The 16,680-nt window shown below is 69.2% G+C and carries 17 protein-coding genes; 13 read left to right on the forward strand and 4 right to left on the reverse strand.

The annotated features are described in order from the left end of the window. Positions 1 to 53: 53 nt before the first annotated feature. A complete protein-coding gene (locus tag M5C96_RS10710) occupies positions 54 to 686 on the reverse strand; it encodes a DUF7822 domain-containing protein (protein WP_272569033.1) in 633 nt (210 codons plus the stop codon). 81 nt (positions 687 to 767) lie between these two features. On the opposite strand from M5C96_RS10710, the gene M5C96_RS26915 reads away from it, so the two are divergent. After that, positions 768 to 1,067 (forward strand): GFA family protein, encoded by a 300-nt coding sequence (locus tag M5C96_RS26915; protein ID WP_442867374.1) that lies wholly within the window; start codon positions 768 to 770, stop codon positions 1,065 to 1,067. A 51-nt stretch (positions 1,068 to 1,118) separates the two neighbouring features. Here M5C96_RS26915 and M5C96_RS10715 read toward each other — a convergent pair whose 3' ends face one another. Further along, positions 1,119 to 2,084, reverse strand: coding sequence for a LysR family transcriptional regulator (locus M5C96_RS10715; protein ID WP_272569034.1), 966 nt, complete (start codon positions 2,082 to 2,084; stop codon positions 1,119 to 1,121). Between the two features lie 99 nt (positions 2,085 to 2,183). On the opposite strand from M5C96_RS10715, the gene M5C96_RS10720 reads away from it, so the two are divergent. Next, a complete protein-coding gene (locus tag M5C96_RS10720) occupies positions 2,184 to 3,416 on the forward strand; it encodes an MFS transporter (RefSeq protein WP_272569035.1) in 1,233 nt (410 codons plus the stop codon). 19 nt (positions 3,417 to 3,435) lie between these two features. Here M5C96_RS10720 and M5C96_RS10725 read toward each other — a convergent pair whose 3' ends face one another. Further along, entirely contained in the window at positions 3,436 to 4,470 is a 1,035-nt protein-coding gene (locus M5C96_RS10725) for an ABC transporter substrate-binding protein (protein ID WP_272569036.1), read from the reverse strand. 234 nt (positions 4,471 to 4,704) lie between these two features. Between M5C96_RS10725 and M5C96_RS10730 the strand changes: the two genes are divergently transcribed. From M5C96_RS10730 to M5C96_RS10750, 5 genes are all read left to right on the forward strand, one after another. Further along, positions 4,705 to 5,520, forward strand: a complete 816-nt coding sequence (locus M5C96_RS10730) for a class II aldolase/adducin family protein (protein WP_272569037.1) — start codon at positions 4,705 to 4,707, stop codon at positions 5,518 to 5,520. Then, complete coding sequence (locus M5C96_RS10735) at positions 5,517 to 6,662, forward strand: acyl-CoA dehydrogenase family protein (RefSeq protein ID WP_272569039.1); 1,146 nt, start codon at positions 5,517 to 5,519, stop codon at positions 6,660 to 6,662. Before M5C96_RS10730 ends, M5C96_RS10735 begins: the two co-directional genes overlap by 4 nt. Positions 6,663 to 6,743: 81 nt before the next feature. Continuing rightward, positions 6,744 to 7,703 (forward strand): ABC transporter substrate-binding protein, encoded by a 960-nt coding sequence (locus M5C96_RS10740; RefSeq protein WP_272569040.1) that lies wholly within the window; start codon positions 6,744 to 6,746, stop codon positions 7,701 to 7,703. A 344-nt stretch (positions 7,704 to 8,047) separates the two neighbouring features. After that, on the forward strand, positions 8,048 to 9,115 hold the full coding sequence (locus tag M5C96_RS10745; protein WP_272569041.1) for a methionine ABC transporter ATP-binding protein: 1,068 nt from the start codon (positions 8,048 to 8,050) through the stop codon (positions 9,113 to 9,115). A gap of 1 nt (position 9,116) precedes the next feature. Further along, on the forward strand, positions 9,117 to 9,782 hold the full coding sequence (locus M5C96_RS10750; RefSeq protein WP_272547794.1) for a methionine ABC transporter permease: 666 nt from the start codon (positions 9,117 to 9,119) through the stop codon (positions 9,780 to 9,782). 55 nt (positions 9,783 to 9,837) lie between these two features. Here the strand turns inward: M5C96_RS10750 and M5C96_RS10755 are convergent, their stop codons facing one another. Continuing rightward, on the reverse strand, positions 9,838 to 10,623 hold the full coding sequence (locus tag M5C96_RS10755; RefSeq protein ID WP_272569042.1) for a GNAT family N-acetyltransferase: 786 nt from the start codon (positions 10,621 to 10,623) through the stop codon (positions 9,838 to 9,840). 130 nt (positions 10,624 to 10,753) lie between these two features. On the opposite strand from M5C96_RS10755, the gene M5C96_RS10760 reads away from it, so the two are divergent. The 6 genes from M5C96_RS10760 to M5C96_RS10785 all read left to right on the forward strand — a co-directional run bounded on the left by M5C96_RS10760 (position 10,754) and on the right by M5C96_RS10785 (position 16,640). After that, positions 10,754 to 11,551, forward strand: a complete 798-nt coding sequence (locus tag M5C96_RS10760) for a MetQ/NlpA family ABC transporter substrate-binding protein (RefSeq protein WP_272569043.1) — start codon at positions 10,754 to 10,756, stop codon at positions 11,549 to 11,551. Positions 11,552 to 11,793: 242 nt separating this feature from the next. After that, entirely contained in the window at positions 11,794 to 12,273 is a 480-nt protein-coding gene (locus tag M5C96_RS10765; RefSeq protein WP_272569045.1) for a rhodanese-like domain-containing protein, read from the forward strand. A 70-nt stretch (positions 12,274 to 12,343) separates the two neighbouring features. Next, entirely contained in the window at positions 12,344 to 13,243 is a 900-nt protein-coding gene (gene epsC, locus M5C96_RS10770; RefSeq protein WP_272569046.1) for a serine O-acetyltransferase EpsC, read from the forward strand. Positions 13,244 to 13,312: 69 nt separating this feature from the next. After that, positions 13,313 to 13,582: a helix-turn-helix domain-containing protein gene (locus tag M5C96_RS10775; RefSeq protein WP_272569047.1), complete on the forward strand. Its 270-nt coding sequence runs from the start codon at positions 13,313 to 13,315 to the stop codon at positions 13,580 to 13,582. A 60-nt stretch (positions 13,583 to 13,642) separates the two neighbouring features. Continuing rightward, on the forward strand, positions 13,643 to 14,575 hold the full coding sequence (locus M5C96_RS10780; RefSeq protein WP_272547788.1) for a family 2A encapsulin nanocompartment shell protein: 933 nt from the start codon (positions 13,643 to 13,645) through the stop codon (positions 14,573 to 14,575). Positions 14,576 to 14,591: 16 nt separating this feature from the next. Further along, entirely contained in the window at positions 14,592 to 16,640 is a 2,049-nt protein-coding gene (locus M5C96_RS10785; protein ID WP_272569048.1) for a family 2A encapsulin nanocompartment cargo protein cysteine desulfurase, read from the forward strand. The last annotated feature ends 40 nt before the right edge of the window (positions 16,641 to 16,680 follow it).

The following is a 16,680-nucleotide window of genomic DNA, read 5'->3' on the forward strand; positions in this document are numbered from 1 at the left end:
AACGTTCTTATTCGTTGTATGAGTGCTCAATGTTTGCTTCTGGCCGAGTGCCGTCACTTGCCCAGCGCTTCGGAGGCCGCACCTGAATGGTCCAACGTGTAGTAGAGCTGGTTGGACCAATGTCCGAGCCCGACGCTGCGCACGCTCGCCAGCGGGTCGACGGCAGGCTCGCGCGCCCGGGGCGTGCGCCCGAATACTCTGGCAAGAAAGCCCTGCGGAGCCCGTGCAGCACGAGGCAGGATGGTCAGCGTTTCAAGCGCAGCTTCAACCTCTGCATCCATTTTCCGGATGCTGTCGTGCAGCTGAAGGTTCTGCTGGGCGAGGGGCTCGTCGTTCATCTCCAGGATTTCGCCGGGCTCCAGAAGAAAATACTGCCCCCGGTTGGTGGACGCTTTCAGAAAAGCCTTGGCTTGTTCCACCAGGGGCTGTGCCTCGGCCAGGGTGATGCGCTCCAGAAAGGCGTCGAGGCGAACCACGCCTTCGTCATACCCGCCCATCAGTGCGATCTCGCCAGCATCAGGCCAGATGGCAGAACGGGAGACCGTGACTTTGCCTGATACCAGCAGTTTGAAGACGAGCGGAATGTCGTAATTCCACTCGGCGATTCCTTTCGCCTGGTGCGGCATGCCAACGGGTTCCGCGCCGGGTGGGTGGTCGGTTGAATAGAGGTAGCTTCGGTTTGCCATGGCAAGCGACGATACCGTAGCCGTTCATGGGGCTGCTCCCGCCCCAAGCCAGATGAGCTTCGGAGGCCAGATGAGCCAACCATGAAGGTGGAAGGTCGTTGCTATTGCGGCACCATCGAATACGAAACGCAAGTGCTGCCTGGCACCACGACGGTCTGCCACGGCGCCGACTGCCGAGCCCAATCCGGTTCTGCCTTCCGGGCCAGCATTGCCGCACTGGCAGCGGGGTTCCGGCGGGTCAAGGACACTTTGGTGAAGTCTGCGGGGGGCGCTGTATGCCTGTGCTCTGGAGAATCCCCGGTCGTAATCATTGCGGATCGGCACGGTGCGGCAACGGCAGGAACGCGTCACCCCGCAGCGCCAGATTTGGGGCCGCCGTAGGTCGAAGATCGGTGATGCTGCGGTTTTAGGCCAGAGCCGCCATCCCGAACATCAACCGGCCGTACTCGGCGCCCGCATTCCACTCAGCGTGGGCAATGTGGCGCGCATCGCATCCAGAAACCGCCGCAGCCGCGCAGGATAGAACCGCGCATGCGGATAGACCAGATACACCGGCAGCGGCGCGGCCTGCCACGCGGGCGCCAGGTGCCGCAGGCGGCCCTGGCGCAGGTCGGCCTCCACCGCCCAGGCGGAAGCCACTGCCGCGCCCAGGCCCGCCAGCGCCGCGCTGCGCAGGGCATAGAGGCTGTCGGTGCCCATGCGTGGGTGGATGGCGAAGCGCTCCACCGCGCCGTCCGGCACGCGGGTGAGGGACACCTCGCGCTGGTAGTAGGTGCGCAGGGCCAGCCAGGGCAGGTCGCGCAGCGCGCTCGCGTGCTCTGGCACCGCGCCGCCCAGCAGCAGCTGCGGCGCCGCGACGACGATGCGCGGCACCTCGGCCAGGTGGATGGCGACCACCGAGGGGTCGTCCACCGCCCCGACCTGCACGGCGCAGTCGATGTCCTCGGCGATGAAGTCGGGCCGGCGGTCGTGCAGCAGCCACTCGACCGACACCTCGGGATACTGCCGCAGGTAGTCCACCAACGGCGCGATGAGCTGCTCCTGCCCGAAGGCATGCGGCACCAGCACGCGCAGCGTGCCGCGCGGGGCATCGTGCGCGCCGCGCAGGTCGGCCTCCATCGCGCGCCAGTCGTCCAGCAGCGCCTTGGCATGCGCGAAGCAGCGCTCGCCGTCTTCGGTGAGCTTCATGACATGGGTGGAACGCTGCAGCAGCCTGAGCCCCAGCGACCGCTCCAGCGCCTGTAGACGCCGGCTCACCGTGGGTTGTGTGGTACCCAACTGCTGCGCGGCGGCCGACAGGTTGCCGGCCTCGACGATGCGCACGAAGGTCTGCATCAGTTCGATGCGGTCCACGCCGGCAAGGGGTGTGGCGGCAGATGGGGTGGCGGCTCGCTTCATGCGCCAAGCGTATAGCAGATCTGCGCCGCAGCCCACTACCCAGACGGGGTTGCATCGCACACACTCCGCTCCATCGCTTTTCATTCAAGGGTCTTCCCCATGTCTTCCATTCACAACGCGCATGCAGCCCCCGGTGGTGGTTCCACGGGCGTGCCGGCTCCGCTGTTGCTGTTGCTGGCCACCGCCGCGGGGCTGAGCGTGGCCTCGCTCTACTACAGCCAGCCCATGCTGGGCGTGCTGGGCGCGGACATCCACGCCGGCGACCGGGCGGTGGGCCTGGTGCCCACGCTCACGCAGCTGGGCTATGCGCTGGGCATCCTGCTGCTGGCCCCGCTGGGCGACCGCTACGACCGCCGCCGCATCATCCTGGCCAAGGCGGCCGTGCTGGCCCTTGCCTTGCTGATGAGCGGCTTTGCGCCGGGCATCGGCTGGCTGCTGGTGGCGAGTTTGGCGGTGGGCCTGTCCGCCACGCTGGCGCAGGACGTGGTGCCGGCCGCGGCCACGCTGGCGCCGGTGGCCCACCGCGGCAAGGTGGTCGGCACGGTGATGACTGGATTGCTGTTGGGCATCTTGCTGTCGCGCGTGGTGAGCGGTTTCGTGGCCGAGCATTTCGGTTGGCGCGCGGTGTACGTGGCGGCAGCGGGCGCCATTGCGCTGGTGGGCGTGGCCGCATGGCGCGGCCTGCCGAAGTTCGAGCCCACGACCACGCTGCCCTACCGCGAGTTGATCGGCTCGATGGTGGCCCTGTGGCGCCGCCATGGCGCCTTGCGCCGCGCGGCCTGGGCGCAGGGGCTGCTGTCGCTGGGCTTCAGCGCGTTCTGGTCCACGCTGGCGGTGATGCTGCACGGCTCTTTCCATCTGGGCAGCGCGGCCGCGGGCGCCTTTGGACTGGCGGGTGCTGCGGGCGCCCTGGCCGCACCGCTGGCCGGCCGCATCGCCGACCGCAGCGGCCCGGAGCGGGTGACGCGCCTGGGCGCCGGCCTGGCCGTGGTCTCCTTTGCCGCCATGGGCCTGGCCCACTGGCTGCCGCCGCAAGCCCAGCTGGGGCTGATCGTGGCGAGCGCCATCGGGTTCGACTTCGGGGTGCAGGCGACGTTGGTGGCGCACCAGACCATCGTGTATGGCATCGAGCCCGCCGCCCGCAGCCGCCTGAACGCGCTGCTGTTCACCGGCATGTTCGTGGGCATGTCGGCCGGTGCGGCGCTGGGCAGCCTGGCGCTGGCGCAGTGGGGTTGGCTGGGGGTGGTGGCGCTGGCCACCGTGGCATCCGCCGGTGCATTGGCCGTGCGCTGCCTGCCGGGCCGCGGGGCCGCCACCGCTGCGGCGATCTGAGGCGTGTTGAGCGCGGTGCTCAGGCGGCGGCGGGGTCCGTCCCCGCCAGCACCGGGCCGAAGCTGCGGTCCCACAGCGGCGCCACCTGGGCCTTGCCGTCGAGCACGCCCAGTTGCAGGAAAGCATCGGCCACGGACTGGTGGCCCTGCACCACGGCATCGGTCACGGGGCGCAGGTCGTAGTCGGTGCTGCGGTTGTTCCACAGCTCGATCAGATCGCCCACCGGCACCCGGGTTTCGGCGGCCTGGGCCCGCGCGTAGTCCAGGTAGTTGCCATTGGCCCACAGGTAGGCGCGGCGCAGCCGCTGCAGGTAGTCGGCCAATGCCGCATGGCGCAGCGGATCGGCCACCGCGCGCGGGTTGGCGTAGAGCGGAAAGTTGCCCGACAGGTAGCCCACCCCGGTCTTGAGCACCCGCGCGCCGCAGCGCAGCCGGGCGATCTGCCCGTTGTAGCCGTAGATGGCCCAGGCATCCAGGTCGCCCCGGTCGAAGGCCGACAGGCCATCGGACGGCGTGAGGCTGACCGGCGTGATGTCCGCGAACGACAGGCCCGCCTCGGCCAACTGGCGGCTCAGGAAGTAATGCGAGGTGGTGGCCCGCACGTAGCCCACGCGCTTGCCTTTCAAATCAGCGATGCGGTGGATGGGCGCGTCCTTGCGCGCCAGCGTGACCTGGTTGTTGAGGTCCTCGCGCGTCACGGCCACGAAGCGCACCTGGGCCTTTTGCCGCGCCGCGAACAGTGCCGGAATCTCGCTGCCCGACCCCAGGTCCAGCGCATCGCCGTTGATGGCCTCGATGTGCAGCACGCCGTTGTTCAGTTCGCGCCACTCGATGCGGTAGGGCGTGTTGGCCAGGCCGGCCGCGCTGATCAGTGGGCGCCACAGGCCCTTGTAGGTGCCGATGCGCAAGGTGACGCCGGACAGGTCGGGCCCCGCGGCCGATGGCCGCGCCAGGGCCGGCAGGCCCAGCGCGGCGGCGGCACCGGCGGCCAGCGAGCGTTGCAGCAGCGCGCGGCGCTGCGGGGACGGGGGAAGGGCGGCGGTGTCAGTGCGCATGGCGGGTCCTCGCTTCGGGCGGTTGAGTCGAATGCCCGAGCGTGCGGCCGGCGGGCGCCACCGCCAACGACGGATCCGTAGCAAGCTCATGCGGAAAAGCCGCGCCGGCCCCTGGGTGCGCCTCATGCCGAAACCGCATGTGTTCACGCGCTTTTCTTCGTTGGTGGGGGCGCCGCACGCTTCTAAGGTGGGCGCAGTCCCATCCCTCGTTCCCGACCGAAAGCCCATCCCACGATGTCTGCCGTTCTCTCGCTCCCGACCGCCGCGCTGCAGCGCCACCCCGATCCCCAGCGCAAGGACTGGTTCGACGCGCCGCCGCCGCGCCCCACGGTTGAGGCCGAGCGCCGCCACCGGCAGGAGCAGCTCGCGGTGGCGTTTCGCCTGTTCGCGCGGCATGGCTTCGACCACGGGCTGGCGGGCCACATCACGGCGCGCGATCCCGAGTGGCACGACCACTTCTGGGTGAACCCGCTGGGCCTGCATTTCTCGCGCATCCGCGTGTCGGACCTGCTGCTGGTGAACGCGCGCGGCGAGATCGCCATCGGCGAGGGGCCGCTCAACCGCGCGGCGTTCGCCATCCACGCGGCACTGCACGAGGCGCGGCCCGACATCGTGGCCGCCGCGCACACGCACTCCACGTACGGCAAGGCATGGTCCACGCTGGGGCGCACGCTCGATCCGCTGTCGCAGGACGCCTGCATCTTCTACGAAGACCATGCGCTGTTCGACGACTTCACGGGCGTGGTGTGGGAAACGGACGAGGGCTTTCGCATCAGCGAGGCGCTGGGCGCGCGCAAGGCGGTCATCCTGAAGAACCACGGCATCCTCACGGCCGGGCCCAGCGTGGAGTCGGCCGCGTGGTGGTACATCGCGCTGGAAAACGCCTGCCACACCCAGTTGCTGGCCGAGGCCGCCGGCACGCCGCAGCCCATCCGGCACGAGGTGGCGCGCCACACCCATGGGCAGATCGGCGGGCCGGGCGGGGCGCATTTCACCTTCAAGAGCCTGTTCGAGACCGTGGTGCGCGAAGACCCCGGGGTGCTGCAGTGAACGCACCGCTCACCGCCGGCCAGCGGGCCCGCACGCTGGCCGCCGAGTTCGGCGCGCGCGCGGCGGCGCACGACCGCGAGGCCAGTTTTCCGCACCAGAACTTCGCCGATCTGCAGCAGGCCGGCCTGCTGGCGCTCGCTGCGCCCCGGTCCCTGGGCGGGCAGGGCGCGAGCGCCGCGCAACTGGGCGAAGTGATCGGCGCGGTGGCGCAAGGCTGCCCCGCCACGGCCCTGGTGTTGACGATGCAGTACATCCAGCACCGGGGCATGGGCCGGCCGGGCAATGCCTGGCCGCTGGCGCTGGCCCGCCAGCTGGTGCAGGAGGCGGTGCAGGGCGTGTCGCTCGTCAACGCGCTGCGGGTGGAGCCCGAGTTGGGCTCGCCCGCGCGCGGCGGGCTGCCGGCCACCGTGGCGCGGCGCACGGCAGAGGGCTGGCGGCTCAGCGGGCACAAGGTGTACAGCACCGGCGCGCCGGCGCTGCGCTGGTACGTGGTGTGGGCGCGCACGGACGATGCCGAGCCGCGCACGGGCTCCTTCCTCGTGCGGGCCGGCCAGCCCGGCGTGCGCATCGAGCCCACATGGGACCACCTGGGCCTGCGGGCCAGCGGCAGCCACGATGTGCTGTTCGATGGGGTGGCGGTGCCTGCCGACCACGTGCTGGAGCTGCGGCTTCCCAAGGACTGGGCGCGCGGCGAGCCCGCCATGCAGGCCGAGATGGCGGTGATGCTGGGCTCGCTTTATACCGGCGTGGCCCGCGCGGCGCGCCACTGGCTGGTGGGTTTTCTGCAGGAGCGAAAGCCCGCCAGCCTGGGCGCGCCGTTGGCCACGCTGGCGCGCGCGCAGGAGGCGGTGGGCCGCATCGAAGGCCTGCTGTTCACCAACGACCGGCTCATCGCCGGGCTGGCCGCCGCGCTCGACACCGGCGCTCCGCTGCCCTCCGAGGAGAGCGGGCTGGTCAAGGCCACCACCACCCACAACGCCATCGAAGCGGTGCAGTCGGCCCTGGCGCTGACCAGCAACCACGGCCTGGCGCGCAAAAACCCGCTGGAGCGCCACCTGCGCGACGTGCTGTGCGGGCGCGTGCACACGCCGCAGGACGACAGCGTGTACCTGGCGGCCGGGCGCCGCGCGCTGGGGCTGTGATCGATGGCCCGGCGGGCGCGGTGGCGCCGCCTCCTTCCTTTTCCTCTGCCTTTTTCTTCCCTTTCAGAACACGGAGCTTCCATGGCCTTGCAACGGCGACATTTCCACCGCTTCATGACGGCCTCGGTGGCCGCGGCGTCCTTTCTCTCGCCCGTGCTGGGGCACGCGCAGCAGCGGATCGCACTGCGCGCGGGCGATCAGAAGGGCGGGCTGCGCGCGCTGCTGGAGGCGGCGGGCGAGTTGAAGGGCCTGCCCTACGACATCCAGTGGAGCGAGTTCCCGGCCGCTGCGCCGCTGGCCGAGGCGCTGAACGCGAACGCGGTGGACTTCGGCCCCATCGGCGACGCGCCGCTGCTCTTCACGCTGGCGGCCGGCAGCCAGGTGCGGGCGTTCGCCGCCAACCGCTCCGACGCGTACGGCACGGCGGTGCTGGTGCGGCCCGACTCGCCCTTGAAGACGGCGGCCGACCTCAAGGGCAAGCGCATCGCCACCAACCGCGGCTCCATCGGCCACTTCGTCACGCTCAAGGCGCTGGAATCGGCTGGCCTGAAGGGCGCCGACGCTGACGTGCGGTTCATCCCACCGGCCGACTCCAAACTGGCGCTCACCCAGGGCTCGGTCGATGCCTGGGCCACCTGGGAACCGTACACGGCGCTGGCCGAGACGAGCGGGCATGCGCGGGTGCTGGTCAACGGGCGGGGTTTGTCGAGCGGGCTCAGCTTTCTCGCCGCCACGCAGGGGGCGCTGGACACCAAACGCGAAGCCCTGCGCGACTTCAAGGAGCGAGTGGAGCGCGCGCAACTCTGGTCTTACCGCAACGCCAGGCCGTTCGCCGAATCGCTGTCGCGCATCATCGGCATCCCGGTGGAGGCGGCGCAGCTGCAGTTCAAGCGCCGCGCGACGAAATGGGTGGACATCGACGCCGCGGTGGTGGCCGACCAGCAGCGCACGGCCGACTTCTACCTGGGGGCCGGGCTGCTGCGCCAGCGGCTGGACGTGCGGCAGACCTTCGATACGGGGTTCAACCGGGGCCAGGCGTGAGCCGGGGCCTTGGCTGGAGTTTTGGATGAAATATGCCTCCAGCACAATATCCACTAGGGCATATTGCTATGAAATAAATAGCAATCGAATCCACCCGGTGCAGGTTGGGCTCGGGTCGAGGCCCGCTGCGACCCACCGCCCGGCCATCCCGAACGGCCCAAAACCCCAGCGCGGGAAAAGATCGTTTTGCCACGACTTCGGCGCGGCTACATAACCGCAATGTCTTAGCACCCAATTTCAGGGTCGTTGGCGTTTGGGGTGCAAGCCCGTACATTCCCGCATCCGCATTTTTCCTTTTCAGCGCCGCCGCGGCCTGCGGGCCCCGGTGGCGCCATGGCATTTTCATGATCGATTTACGGGGTATCACCCAGATTTACCAGGGCTCGCAGGGGCCGGTGGAGGCGCTGCGCGGCATCGACCTGCACATCACGCCGGGCGAAGTGTTCGGCATCATCGGGCGCAGCGGCGCGGGCAAGAGCTCGCTGGTGCGCGTCATCAACCTGCTGAACCGGCCCACCCGGGGCGAGGTGATCGTGGCGGGGCGCGACCTGACCCGGCTCAATGATGCGCAACTGCGCGAGGCGCGGCGCGACATCGGCATGGTGTTCCAGCATTTCAACCTGCTGTCCTCGCGCACGGTGTTCGAGAACGCGGCCCTGCCGCTGGAGCTGGCGGGCATGGACAAGGCCGCCATTCGCGGCCGGGTCGATCCGCTGCTGGACCTGGTGGGCCTGTCGGCCCTGCGCGACCGCTATCCGGCGCAGATCAGCGGCGGGCAAAAGCAGCGCGTGGGCATCGCCCGGGCACTGGCTAGCCGGCCCAAGGTGCTGCTGTCGGACGAGGCCACCTCGGCCCTCGACCCGGAAACCACCCGCTCCATCCTCGCGCTGCTGCGCCAGGTGAACCAAGAGTTGGGCCTGACGGTGGTGCTCATCACCCACCAGATGCAGGTCATCAAGCAGGTGGCCGACCGCGTGGCCGTGATCGATGCCGGCCGCATCGTGGAGCAGGGCCCGGTGCTGGACGTGTTCACCCGGCCCCAGCAGCCCATCACCAAAAGCCTGATCGACGAGATCGTGCCGCAGGAACTGCCCGCCAGCGTGTTGGACCACGTGCGCCACCTGGCGTCGCAGCTGCGGGCCGCGGGCCAGGGCGGCGTGGGCCAGCTGCTGCGCCTGTCGTATGCCGGCGAGCGCGCCTACCAGCCCATCCTGTCGCGCCTGATCCGCGAGCACGGGCTGGACCTGTCGATCCTGCACGGGCAGATCGACGAGATCCAGGGCCAGACCTTCGGCTCGCTCGCGGTGTATGCCAGCGGCGACGCCGCGCGGCTGGCCACGGCGATCGCGCAATTGCGTGCCGAGGGGGTGGTGGTGCAGGAAGTGCAAGCGAGCGAAGAGAGTGGGGCCTGAGATGTTCGAGAATTTTTCGGAAATGATGCTGGAGCTGTTTGCCACCTCGCTGTGGGAGACGGTCATCATGGTGGGCATCTCGGGCGTGGTCGGCGCGCTGCTGGGCATCCCGCTGGGCGTGTTCCTGCGGCTGACCGACCGCGGCGGCGTGCTGGAGAACGGCCCGCTGAACAAGACGGTGGGCTGGATCGTGAACGCCGTGCGCTCCACGCCGTTCATCATCCTGCTGGTGGCGATCATCCCGTTCACGCGGCTCATCACCGGCTCGTCCATCGGCACGGCCGCGGCGGTGGTGCCGCTGACGCTGGCCGCGGCGCCGTTCGTGGCGCGGCTGGTGGAAGCCTCGCTGCGCGAGGTGGACAACGGCCTGATCGAAGCAGCCCAGGCCATGGGCGCCACCACCGGGCAGATCGTCTGGAAGGTGCTGCTGCCCGAGGCGCTGCCCGGCATCGTCGCGGGCCTGACCATCACCTTCGTCAGCCTGACGGGCTACTCGGCCATGGCCGGCGCGATCGGCGGCGGCGGCCTGGGCGACCTGGGCATCCGCTATGGCTACCAGCGTTTCCTGCCCGACGTGATGCTGGCGGTGGTGGTGGTGCTGATCTTCTTCGTGCAGGCCGTGCAGAGCCTGGGCGACTGGGCGGTGCGTCGGCTGAGCCACCGCTGAGCGGCCCGCAGGGAGGGTGCCTGGGCCGGATCGCGTGGTCCGGCGGCGCCCTGCATCAAGGGGGGGATCCAGGGTGCGCCGGCACCCGGTAGTGGTAGCGGTAGGTGTCGGTGAACTCCAGCGTGGCGTACAGCCGCCGGGCCGTGGCGTTCTCGCCGCGCACCTGCAGGTAGGCAGACCCCGCGCCGCCCGCTTGGCCCCACTGCATCAGCGCCTGCACCAGCGCGCGCCCGTGGCCCTGGCCTCGGTGCCCGGGCGCCACCACGATGTCGAACAGGCCGACGGCCCCGCGCTCGCGCACGCCCACGCCGAAGCCCACGGCGTGGCCATGCTGGCGCACGGTGGCGAAGGCGCAGGGCAGGGCGATCGACTGCACCATGGCATGGTGCGTGGCGTGGTGCGCCGCTGCCACGCCGTTGGCGGCGGCAAACCCGTCCAGCCATTCGGCCGTCGGCGCCTGCGCGATTTCCACCGAGGGCTGCGGCGGCGCGCCCTCCAGCAGAGGCGCCTGCATGACCCACGTGGGCTCGAAAAGCGCATAGCCCGCGTCCTGCAGCGACTGCTCGGCACTGGCGCTCACCAGCGGCGAGATCCGGAACACGGGCCGCAGGCCCTGGCTGGCGTAGATCGCTTGCGTTGCCTCGCGCACGCCGTCGAACGGCATTCCAGGCTCCAGCGCATTGATCGAATTGGCCCGCTTGGTAAAACCGCCGGACAGGCGGAACACCCAGCCCTGGTGGAAAACGGTCTGGCGGGCGGGCCAGGCATTGAAAGCGCGTTCTTCCAACGCGCGCACGGTGGGCAGGTCGACATCCAGAGCAGAGGTGGCATGGGAGGGCATGCAGAATTTATAGCAGCGCCGGCTTCCACTCTTTTATGTGCACCCGTAGTAAGGAAATGAAAACGTATTCTTATGGGTTTTATAAGGCAAACCCTAAGATGCGGGCATCTCTTCTCAAAAGGTGTTTTTCGTGAACAAGCGTTTCCTGCTGCAATCGACCCTCGCCCTGGCCCTGGCCGCCGGCTTCCAGACCGGCGCGCTGGCCCAGAACAAGCCACTGAAGATCGGCGTCACCGCCGGCCCGCACGCGCAGATCTTCGAGCAGGTCAAGAAAGTCGCTGAAAAGGACGGCCTCAAGCTCCAGATCGTCGAGTTCAGCGACTACGTGCAACCCAATGCGGCGCTGGCGTCCGGCGACCTGGATGCCAACAGCTACCAGCACAAGCCCTACCTGGACGCGCAGGTCAAGGACCGCGGCTACAAGCTCGTGTCGGTGGGCTACACGGTCAACTTCCCGATCGGCCTGTATTCCAAGAAGGTCAAGAAGCTCGAAGACCTGAAGGAAGGCGCCAAGTTCGGCATTCCCAACGACCCGACCAACGGCGGCCGCGTGCTGCTGGTGCTGCAGGACAAGGGGCTCATCAAGCTCAAGGAAGGCGCCGGCCTGAAGGCCACGCCGCTGGACGTCGCCTCCAACCCCAAGAAGCTGAAGTTCGTCGAACTCGATGCCGCCCAGCTCGCCCGCTCGCTGGACGATCTGGACGCCGCCGCGGTCAACACCAACTTCGCGCTGTCCGCCGGCCTGAACCCCGCCAAGGACGCCATCGCGCAGGAAAGCGCCAAGAGCCCCTACGTCAACCTGATCGCCGTGCGCGAGGCCGACAAGGACAAGCCGTGGGTCGCCAAGCTCGTGAAGGCCTACCAGTCGGAAGAAATCCGCCAGTACATCCAGACGGAATTCAAGGGCGCGGTGCTGCCGGGCTTCTGATCGGCCCGCGTTCGATCAAGCCGCCAGCGCCTTCCCAGGTGCTGGCGGCTTTTTTCATGGGTGCGGGGCTTCGAGGTGGGCCGTCAACGAGTCAACGGGCTGCTTAGATGTTTTTCGATGGAGGAACCGATTTTTTATTCGTTGGATTCGCGCCGGAGCGGTTCTACATTGGCTTGGACGGCCAGGCCCCGCCAAACAGGCGGCTGCAGCCACCCATTCACACAGGTCCAAAGGAACGATCCATGTCCACCGCTGTGCAAGACACCGAACTGCCCCCCGCACTGCAATCCGCACACAACCACGCCCAGGCCTCCGGCCTCGCCCACGCCGGCGGCGTGCCGCCCACGGTTGCGTGGGACCTCTTCACCTCGGGCCAGGCCCTCCTCGTGGATGTCCGGTCGGGCGAAGAGCGCAAGTTCGTCGGCCATGTGCCGGGCAGCCTGCACGTGGCCTGGGCCACGGGCACGGCGCTCACCCGCAACCCCCGCTTCGTGCGCGAACTGGAGGCCGCCATCGCCAAGGCGGCCACGCGCGATGCCCCCGTGCTGCTGCTGTGCCGCAGCGGCAAGCGCTCGGTGCTGGCGGCCGAGGCCGCGGCCAAGGCGGGCCTGCAGAATGTCTTCAATGTGACCGAGGGCTTCGAAGGCGAGATCGACGACCGCCAGCAGCGCGGCGCGTCGGACGGCTGGCGCCATCACCGCCTGCCCTGGGTGCAGGACTGACGGCGGCCTCGCGGCCCCACCGGCGGCCCGCTGCGGGCCGCCATTTTTTCATCCCAGGCAGGAGGCCTTGATGGCTGTCTTCGAGATCGATCACATCGTGCAGTCGCTGCACGCCGTCCGCCGCGAATGGCGCGATTCGCAAAAGCGCTCCCAGGAGCCCGGCGGGCGCGAATTTCCGTCGCGCGATGCGCTGGCGCAGGCGCTGGAGCAGCTGAAGGGCGCGCTCTTTCCCATGCGTCTGGGGCCGCACGACCTGCGCCAGGAAAGCGAGGACTGGTACGTGGGCCACACGCTCGACCTGGCGCTGCACACCTTGCTGGCGCAGATCCGGCTGGAGCTGCGCTACGTCGCGCGCCAGCAGGGCACGGGCGACGGCACGGCCATCGAGCCGCAGGCGCTGGAGGCCGCGCAGGCGTTCGCCGCATCGCTGCCGGACATCCGCCGGCTGCTGGACAGCGATGTGCTCGCCGCCTACCAGGGCGACCCCGCCGCGCGCAGCGTGGACGAGGTGCTGCTGTGCTATCCGGGCGTGCTGGCCATGATCCACCACCGCATCGCGCACCGCCTCTACACGCTGGGCCTGCCGTTGCTGGCGCGCATCGTGGCCGAACTGGCGCACGGCCAGACCGGCATCGACATCCATCCGGGCGCGCAGATCGGCGCGGGTTTTTTCATCGACCACGGCACGGGCGTCGTGATCGGCGAGACGGCGGTGATCGGCGAGCGCGTGCGCCTGTACCAGGCCGTCACGCTGGGCGCCAAGCGCTTTCCCACGGATGCCGACGGTTACTTGCAGAAAGGTTTGCCGCGCCATCCGATCGTGGAGGACGACGTGGTCATCTATGCGGGCGCGACCGTGCTGGGCCGGGTCACTCTGGGGCGTGGGGCAGTCATCGGCGGCAACGTGTGGGTCACCCATGATGTGCCGCCGGGCGGCAACGTCACGCAGGCGGTGTCGCGAGAAGGGTAGGTGCGGCGCAGCCCCCGAAAGCAGGGCGCGGCGCTGCCAAGGCATCAGCAAAAAGAAACAGGGAAACGCATGTCTGTACTGATCAAGAACTTCGGGGTCGCGGTGCGCCAGTCGCGCGAGGCGCAAGGCTGGTCGCAGGAACGGCTGGCCGAGCATTCGGACCTGAACCGCTCCTACGTCGGGGAGATCGAGCGGGGCGCCGCCATCGCCTCGCTGCTCACGGTGGAAAAGCTGGCCGGCGCCCTGGGCGTGCGGCCCTCGGCGCTGGTCACGCGGGGCGAGTCGATCGGCCATGCGAATCTCGTGCGGGGACTGCAATTGACGGCTATAGCCTGTTGAGCGATGCGTTGGAAGCTTTGACACTGCCCAGGCTTTCTTCAACAACGCACGGAGTTCTCCATGTCTGCAACTGTGGGCGGTACGACCGCCTTGGGTGACAACGCCGCACGGCAATTGGCCAACGCGACCAAGACGGTCCCCCAACTCGAAACCATCAGCCCCCGCTGGCTCACGCACCTGCTGCAATGGGTGCCGGTGGAGGCGGGCATCTACCGCCTGAACAAGGTCAAGAACCCGGAATCCATCCGCGTCACCTGCACGGCCAAGGAAGAAGAAAACCAGCTGCCGCGCACCTTCGTCGATTACGAAGAAAACCCGCGCGAATTCTTCCTGAACGCCGTGAGCACGGTGCTGGACGTGCACACCCGCGTGTCGGACCTGTACAGCAGCCCGCACGACCAGATCAAGGAGCAACTGCGCCTGACGATCGAGACGATCAAGGAAAACCAGGAAAGCGAACTCATCAACAACCCCGACTACGGCCTGCTGGCCCAGGTGACCGATGCGCAGCGCATCTTCCCGCTCACCGGTGCCCCCACGCCGGACGACCTGGACGAGCTGCTCACCAAGGTGTGGAAGGAGCCCGCCTTCTTCCTCACCCACCCGCTCGCTATTGCCGCCTTCGGCCGCGAAGCCACGCGCCGCGGCACGCCGCCGCCCACGGTGAGCCTGTTCGGCTCGCAGTTCATCACGTGGCGCGGCATTCCGCTCATTCCGTCCGACAAGGTGCCGGTGGCCGACGGCAAGAGCAAGATCCTGCTGCTGCGCGTGGGCGACAAGCGCCAGGGCGTGGTGGGCCTGTTCCAGCCGGGCCTGGCGGGAGAGCAGGGCCCCGGCCTGTCGGTGCGCTTCATGGGCATCAACAACCACGCCATCGCGTCCTACCTGATCTCGCAGTACTGCTCGCTGGCCGTGCTCACCAGCGATGCGCTGGCCGTGCTGGACGATGTCGAGGTGAACAAGTACCACGACTACCCGGACACCTACAAGTGAAGCGCAAGGAGCGGCCATGACCCTCGCTTCCTTCTCGCCGGGCGCCGACGCGTCCGGCGCCCCCATCGACCCGGCGCTGATCGCGCGCATGGCCAATGCCCTGTTCTCGGCGCTGCCGGGCGAGGCGGCATCGCCTGCGGGAGTGCACTCCGCGGGCGGCCTGCCTTCGGTGCCGCCTTCGTCCGTGCCCGGGCTGGGCGCCGTGCCGCCGGGCGTGCAGGCGGCGGCCAACATCGCGCCGCCCGGCTCGACCCTGGCCAGCCCCGCCGGCTTCGGGCCCAGCGTGCCCGGCACGCCGATCCCGCAGGGCCAGGTGCCCGGCACCAACCTGCTGCCGGCTTCGCCCCCGCAGGTGCTGTCGCTCGGCCACCGCGCCCCCGCGCTGCTGCCGCACGCCACGGCGGCCAACGGCCTGCCCGACACGGTGGTGAGCACGCTGCCGGCCTACGAGCCGCGCCTGGGCAGCGGGGTGCTGGGCGTGCCCGAGGCCTCGGGCGCGAGCGCGTCGCAGGCCGCCGCCCATCCGGCAGCGCCTGCCTCTCCGGCCTCGCCGTACTACTTCGTCGGCGAGCGCCAGGCACAGCCATCGCCTGGGGGCGCGCCGGTGCCCAGGGCGCCGTCCGGCGACCGGCTGGATGCGCTGGCGCGCCTGCCGTTCGCGCAGCCGCAGGCAGCGCATGCGGGCCAGGCCCCGGCCGCACCGGCCGGCCTGGCGGCTACGCCGTCGTCCGATCCGAAGTTCTACTTCGTGGACGCGGTGGTGCTGCCCAGCGGCTACGTCACCCCGGCCAAGCCCGCGCCGCACGGTACGGTGCCGCTGGCGGGCCAGGGGAGGCACCCGCCGTTCGACGTGCACGCCATCCGGCGCGACTTTCCCGTGCTGTCCGAGCGCGTGAACGGCCGCCAGCTGGTGTGGTTCGACAACGCGGCCACCACGCACAAGCCGAAGGCGGTGATCGACCGCATCAGCCACTTCTACGCGCACGAGAACTCGAACATCCACCGCGCGGCGCATGAACTCGCCGCACGCGCCACGGATGCCTACGAAGGCGCCCGCCAGCGCGTGAAGACGTTCATCAATGCGCCCGACGTGAACGAGGTGATCTTCGTGCGCGGCACCACCGAGGCCATCAACTTGGTGGCCAAGAGCTGGGGCGGCCAGCACGTGGGCGAGGGCGACGAGATCATCGTCAGCCATCTGGAGCACCACGCCAACATCGTGCCCTGGCAACAGCTCGCTGCCGCCAAGGGGGCGAGGCTGCGCGTGATTCCGGTGGACGACTCGGGCCAGGTGCTGCTCGATGAATACCAGAAGCTCCTGAACGACCGCACCAAGATCGTCGCCGTCACGCAGGTCTCCAACGCGCTGGGCACCGTGGTGCCGGTCAAGGAGATCGTGGCGCTGGCCCACCGTGCGGGCGCGAAGGCGCTGGTCGATGGCGCGCAGTCGGTCTCGCACATGCGGGTGGACGTGCAGGACATCGGCGCGGACTTCTTCGTGTTCTCGGGCCACAAGGTGTTCGGGCCGACCGGCATCGGCGTGGTCTGGGGCAAGCGCGAAGTGCTCGAAGACATGCCCCCATGGCAGGGCGGCGGCAACATGATTGCCGACGTGACGTTCAAGAAGACCGTGTTCCAGCCGATCCCGAACAAGTTCGAGGCCGGCACGGGCAACATCGCCGACGCGGTGGGCCTGGGCGCGGCGATCGACTACGTGAACCGCGTGGGCATCGAGAACATCGCGCGCTACGAGCACGAGCTGCTGGTGTACGGCATGCAGCAGTTGCGCTCCATTCCGGGCGTGCGGCTGATCGGCACGGCCGACGACAAGGCCAGCGTGATGTCGTTCGTGCTGGCCGACTACTCGACCGAGGAAGTGGGCAAGGCGCTGAACGACGAAGGCATCGCCGTGCGCACCGGGCACCACTGCGCGCAGCCCATCCTGAGGCGATTCGGCGTGGAGACCACCGTTCGGCCGTCGCTCGCGTTCTACAACACGTTCGACGAGATCGACCGGCTGGTGCATGTGGTGCGCCGCCTCGCCGGCCAGCGCCGCGCCGGGTAGGACAAGCGCGCGTTTGCGCCAGGCCCTGCACCCCCGGATG

The organism is Acidovorax sp. GBBC 1281, assembly GCF_028473645.1.
Lineage (GTDB): Bacteria > Pseudomonadota > Gammaproteobacteria > Burkholderiales > Burkholderiaceae_C > Paracidovorax.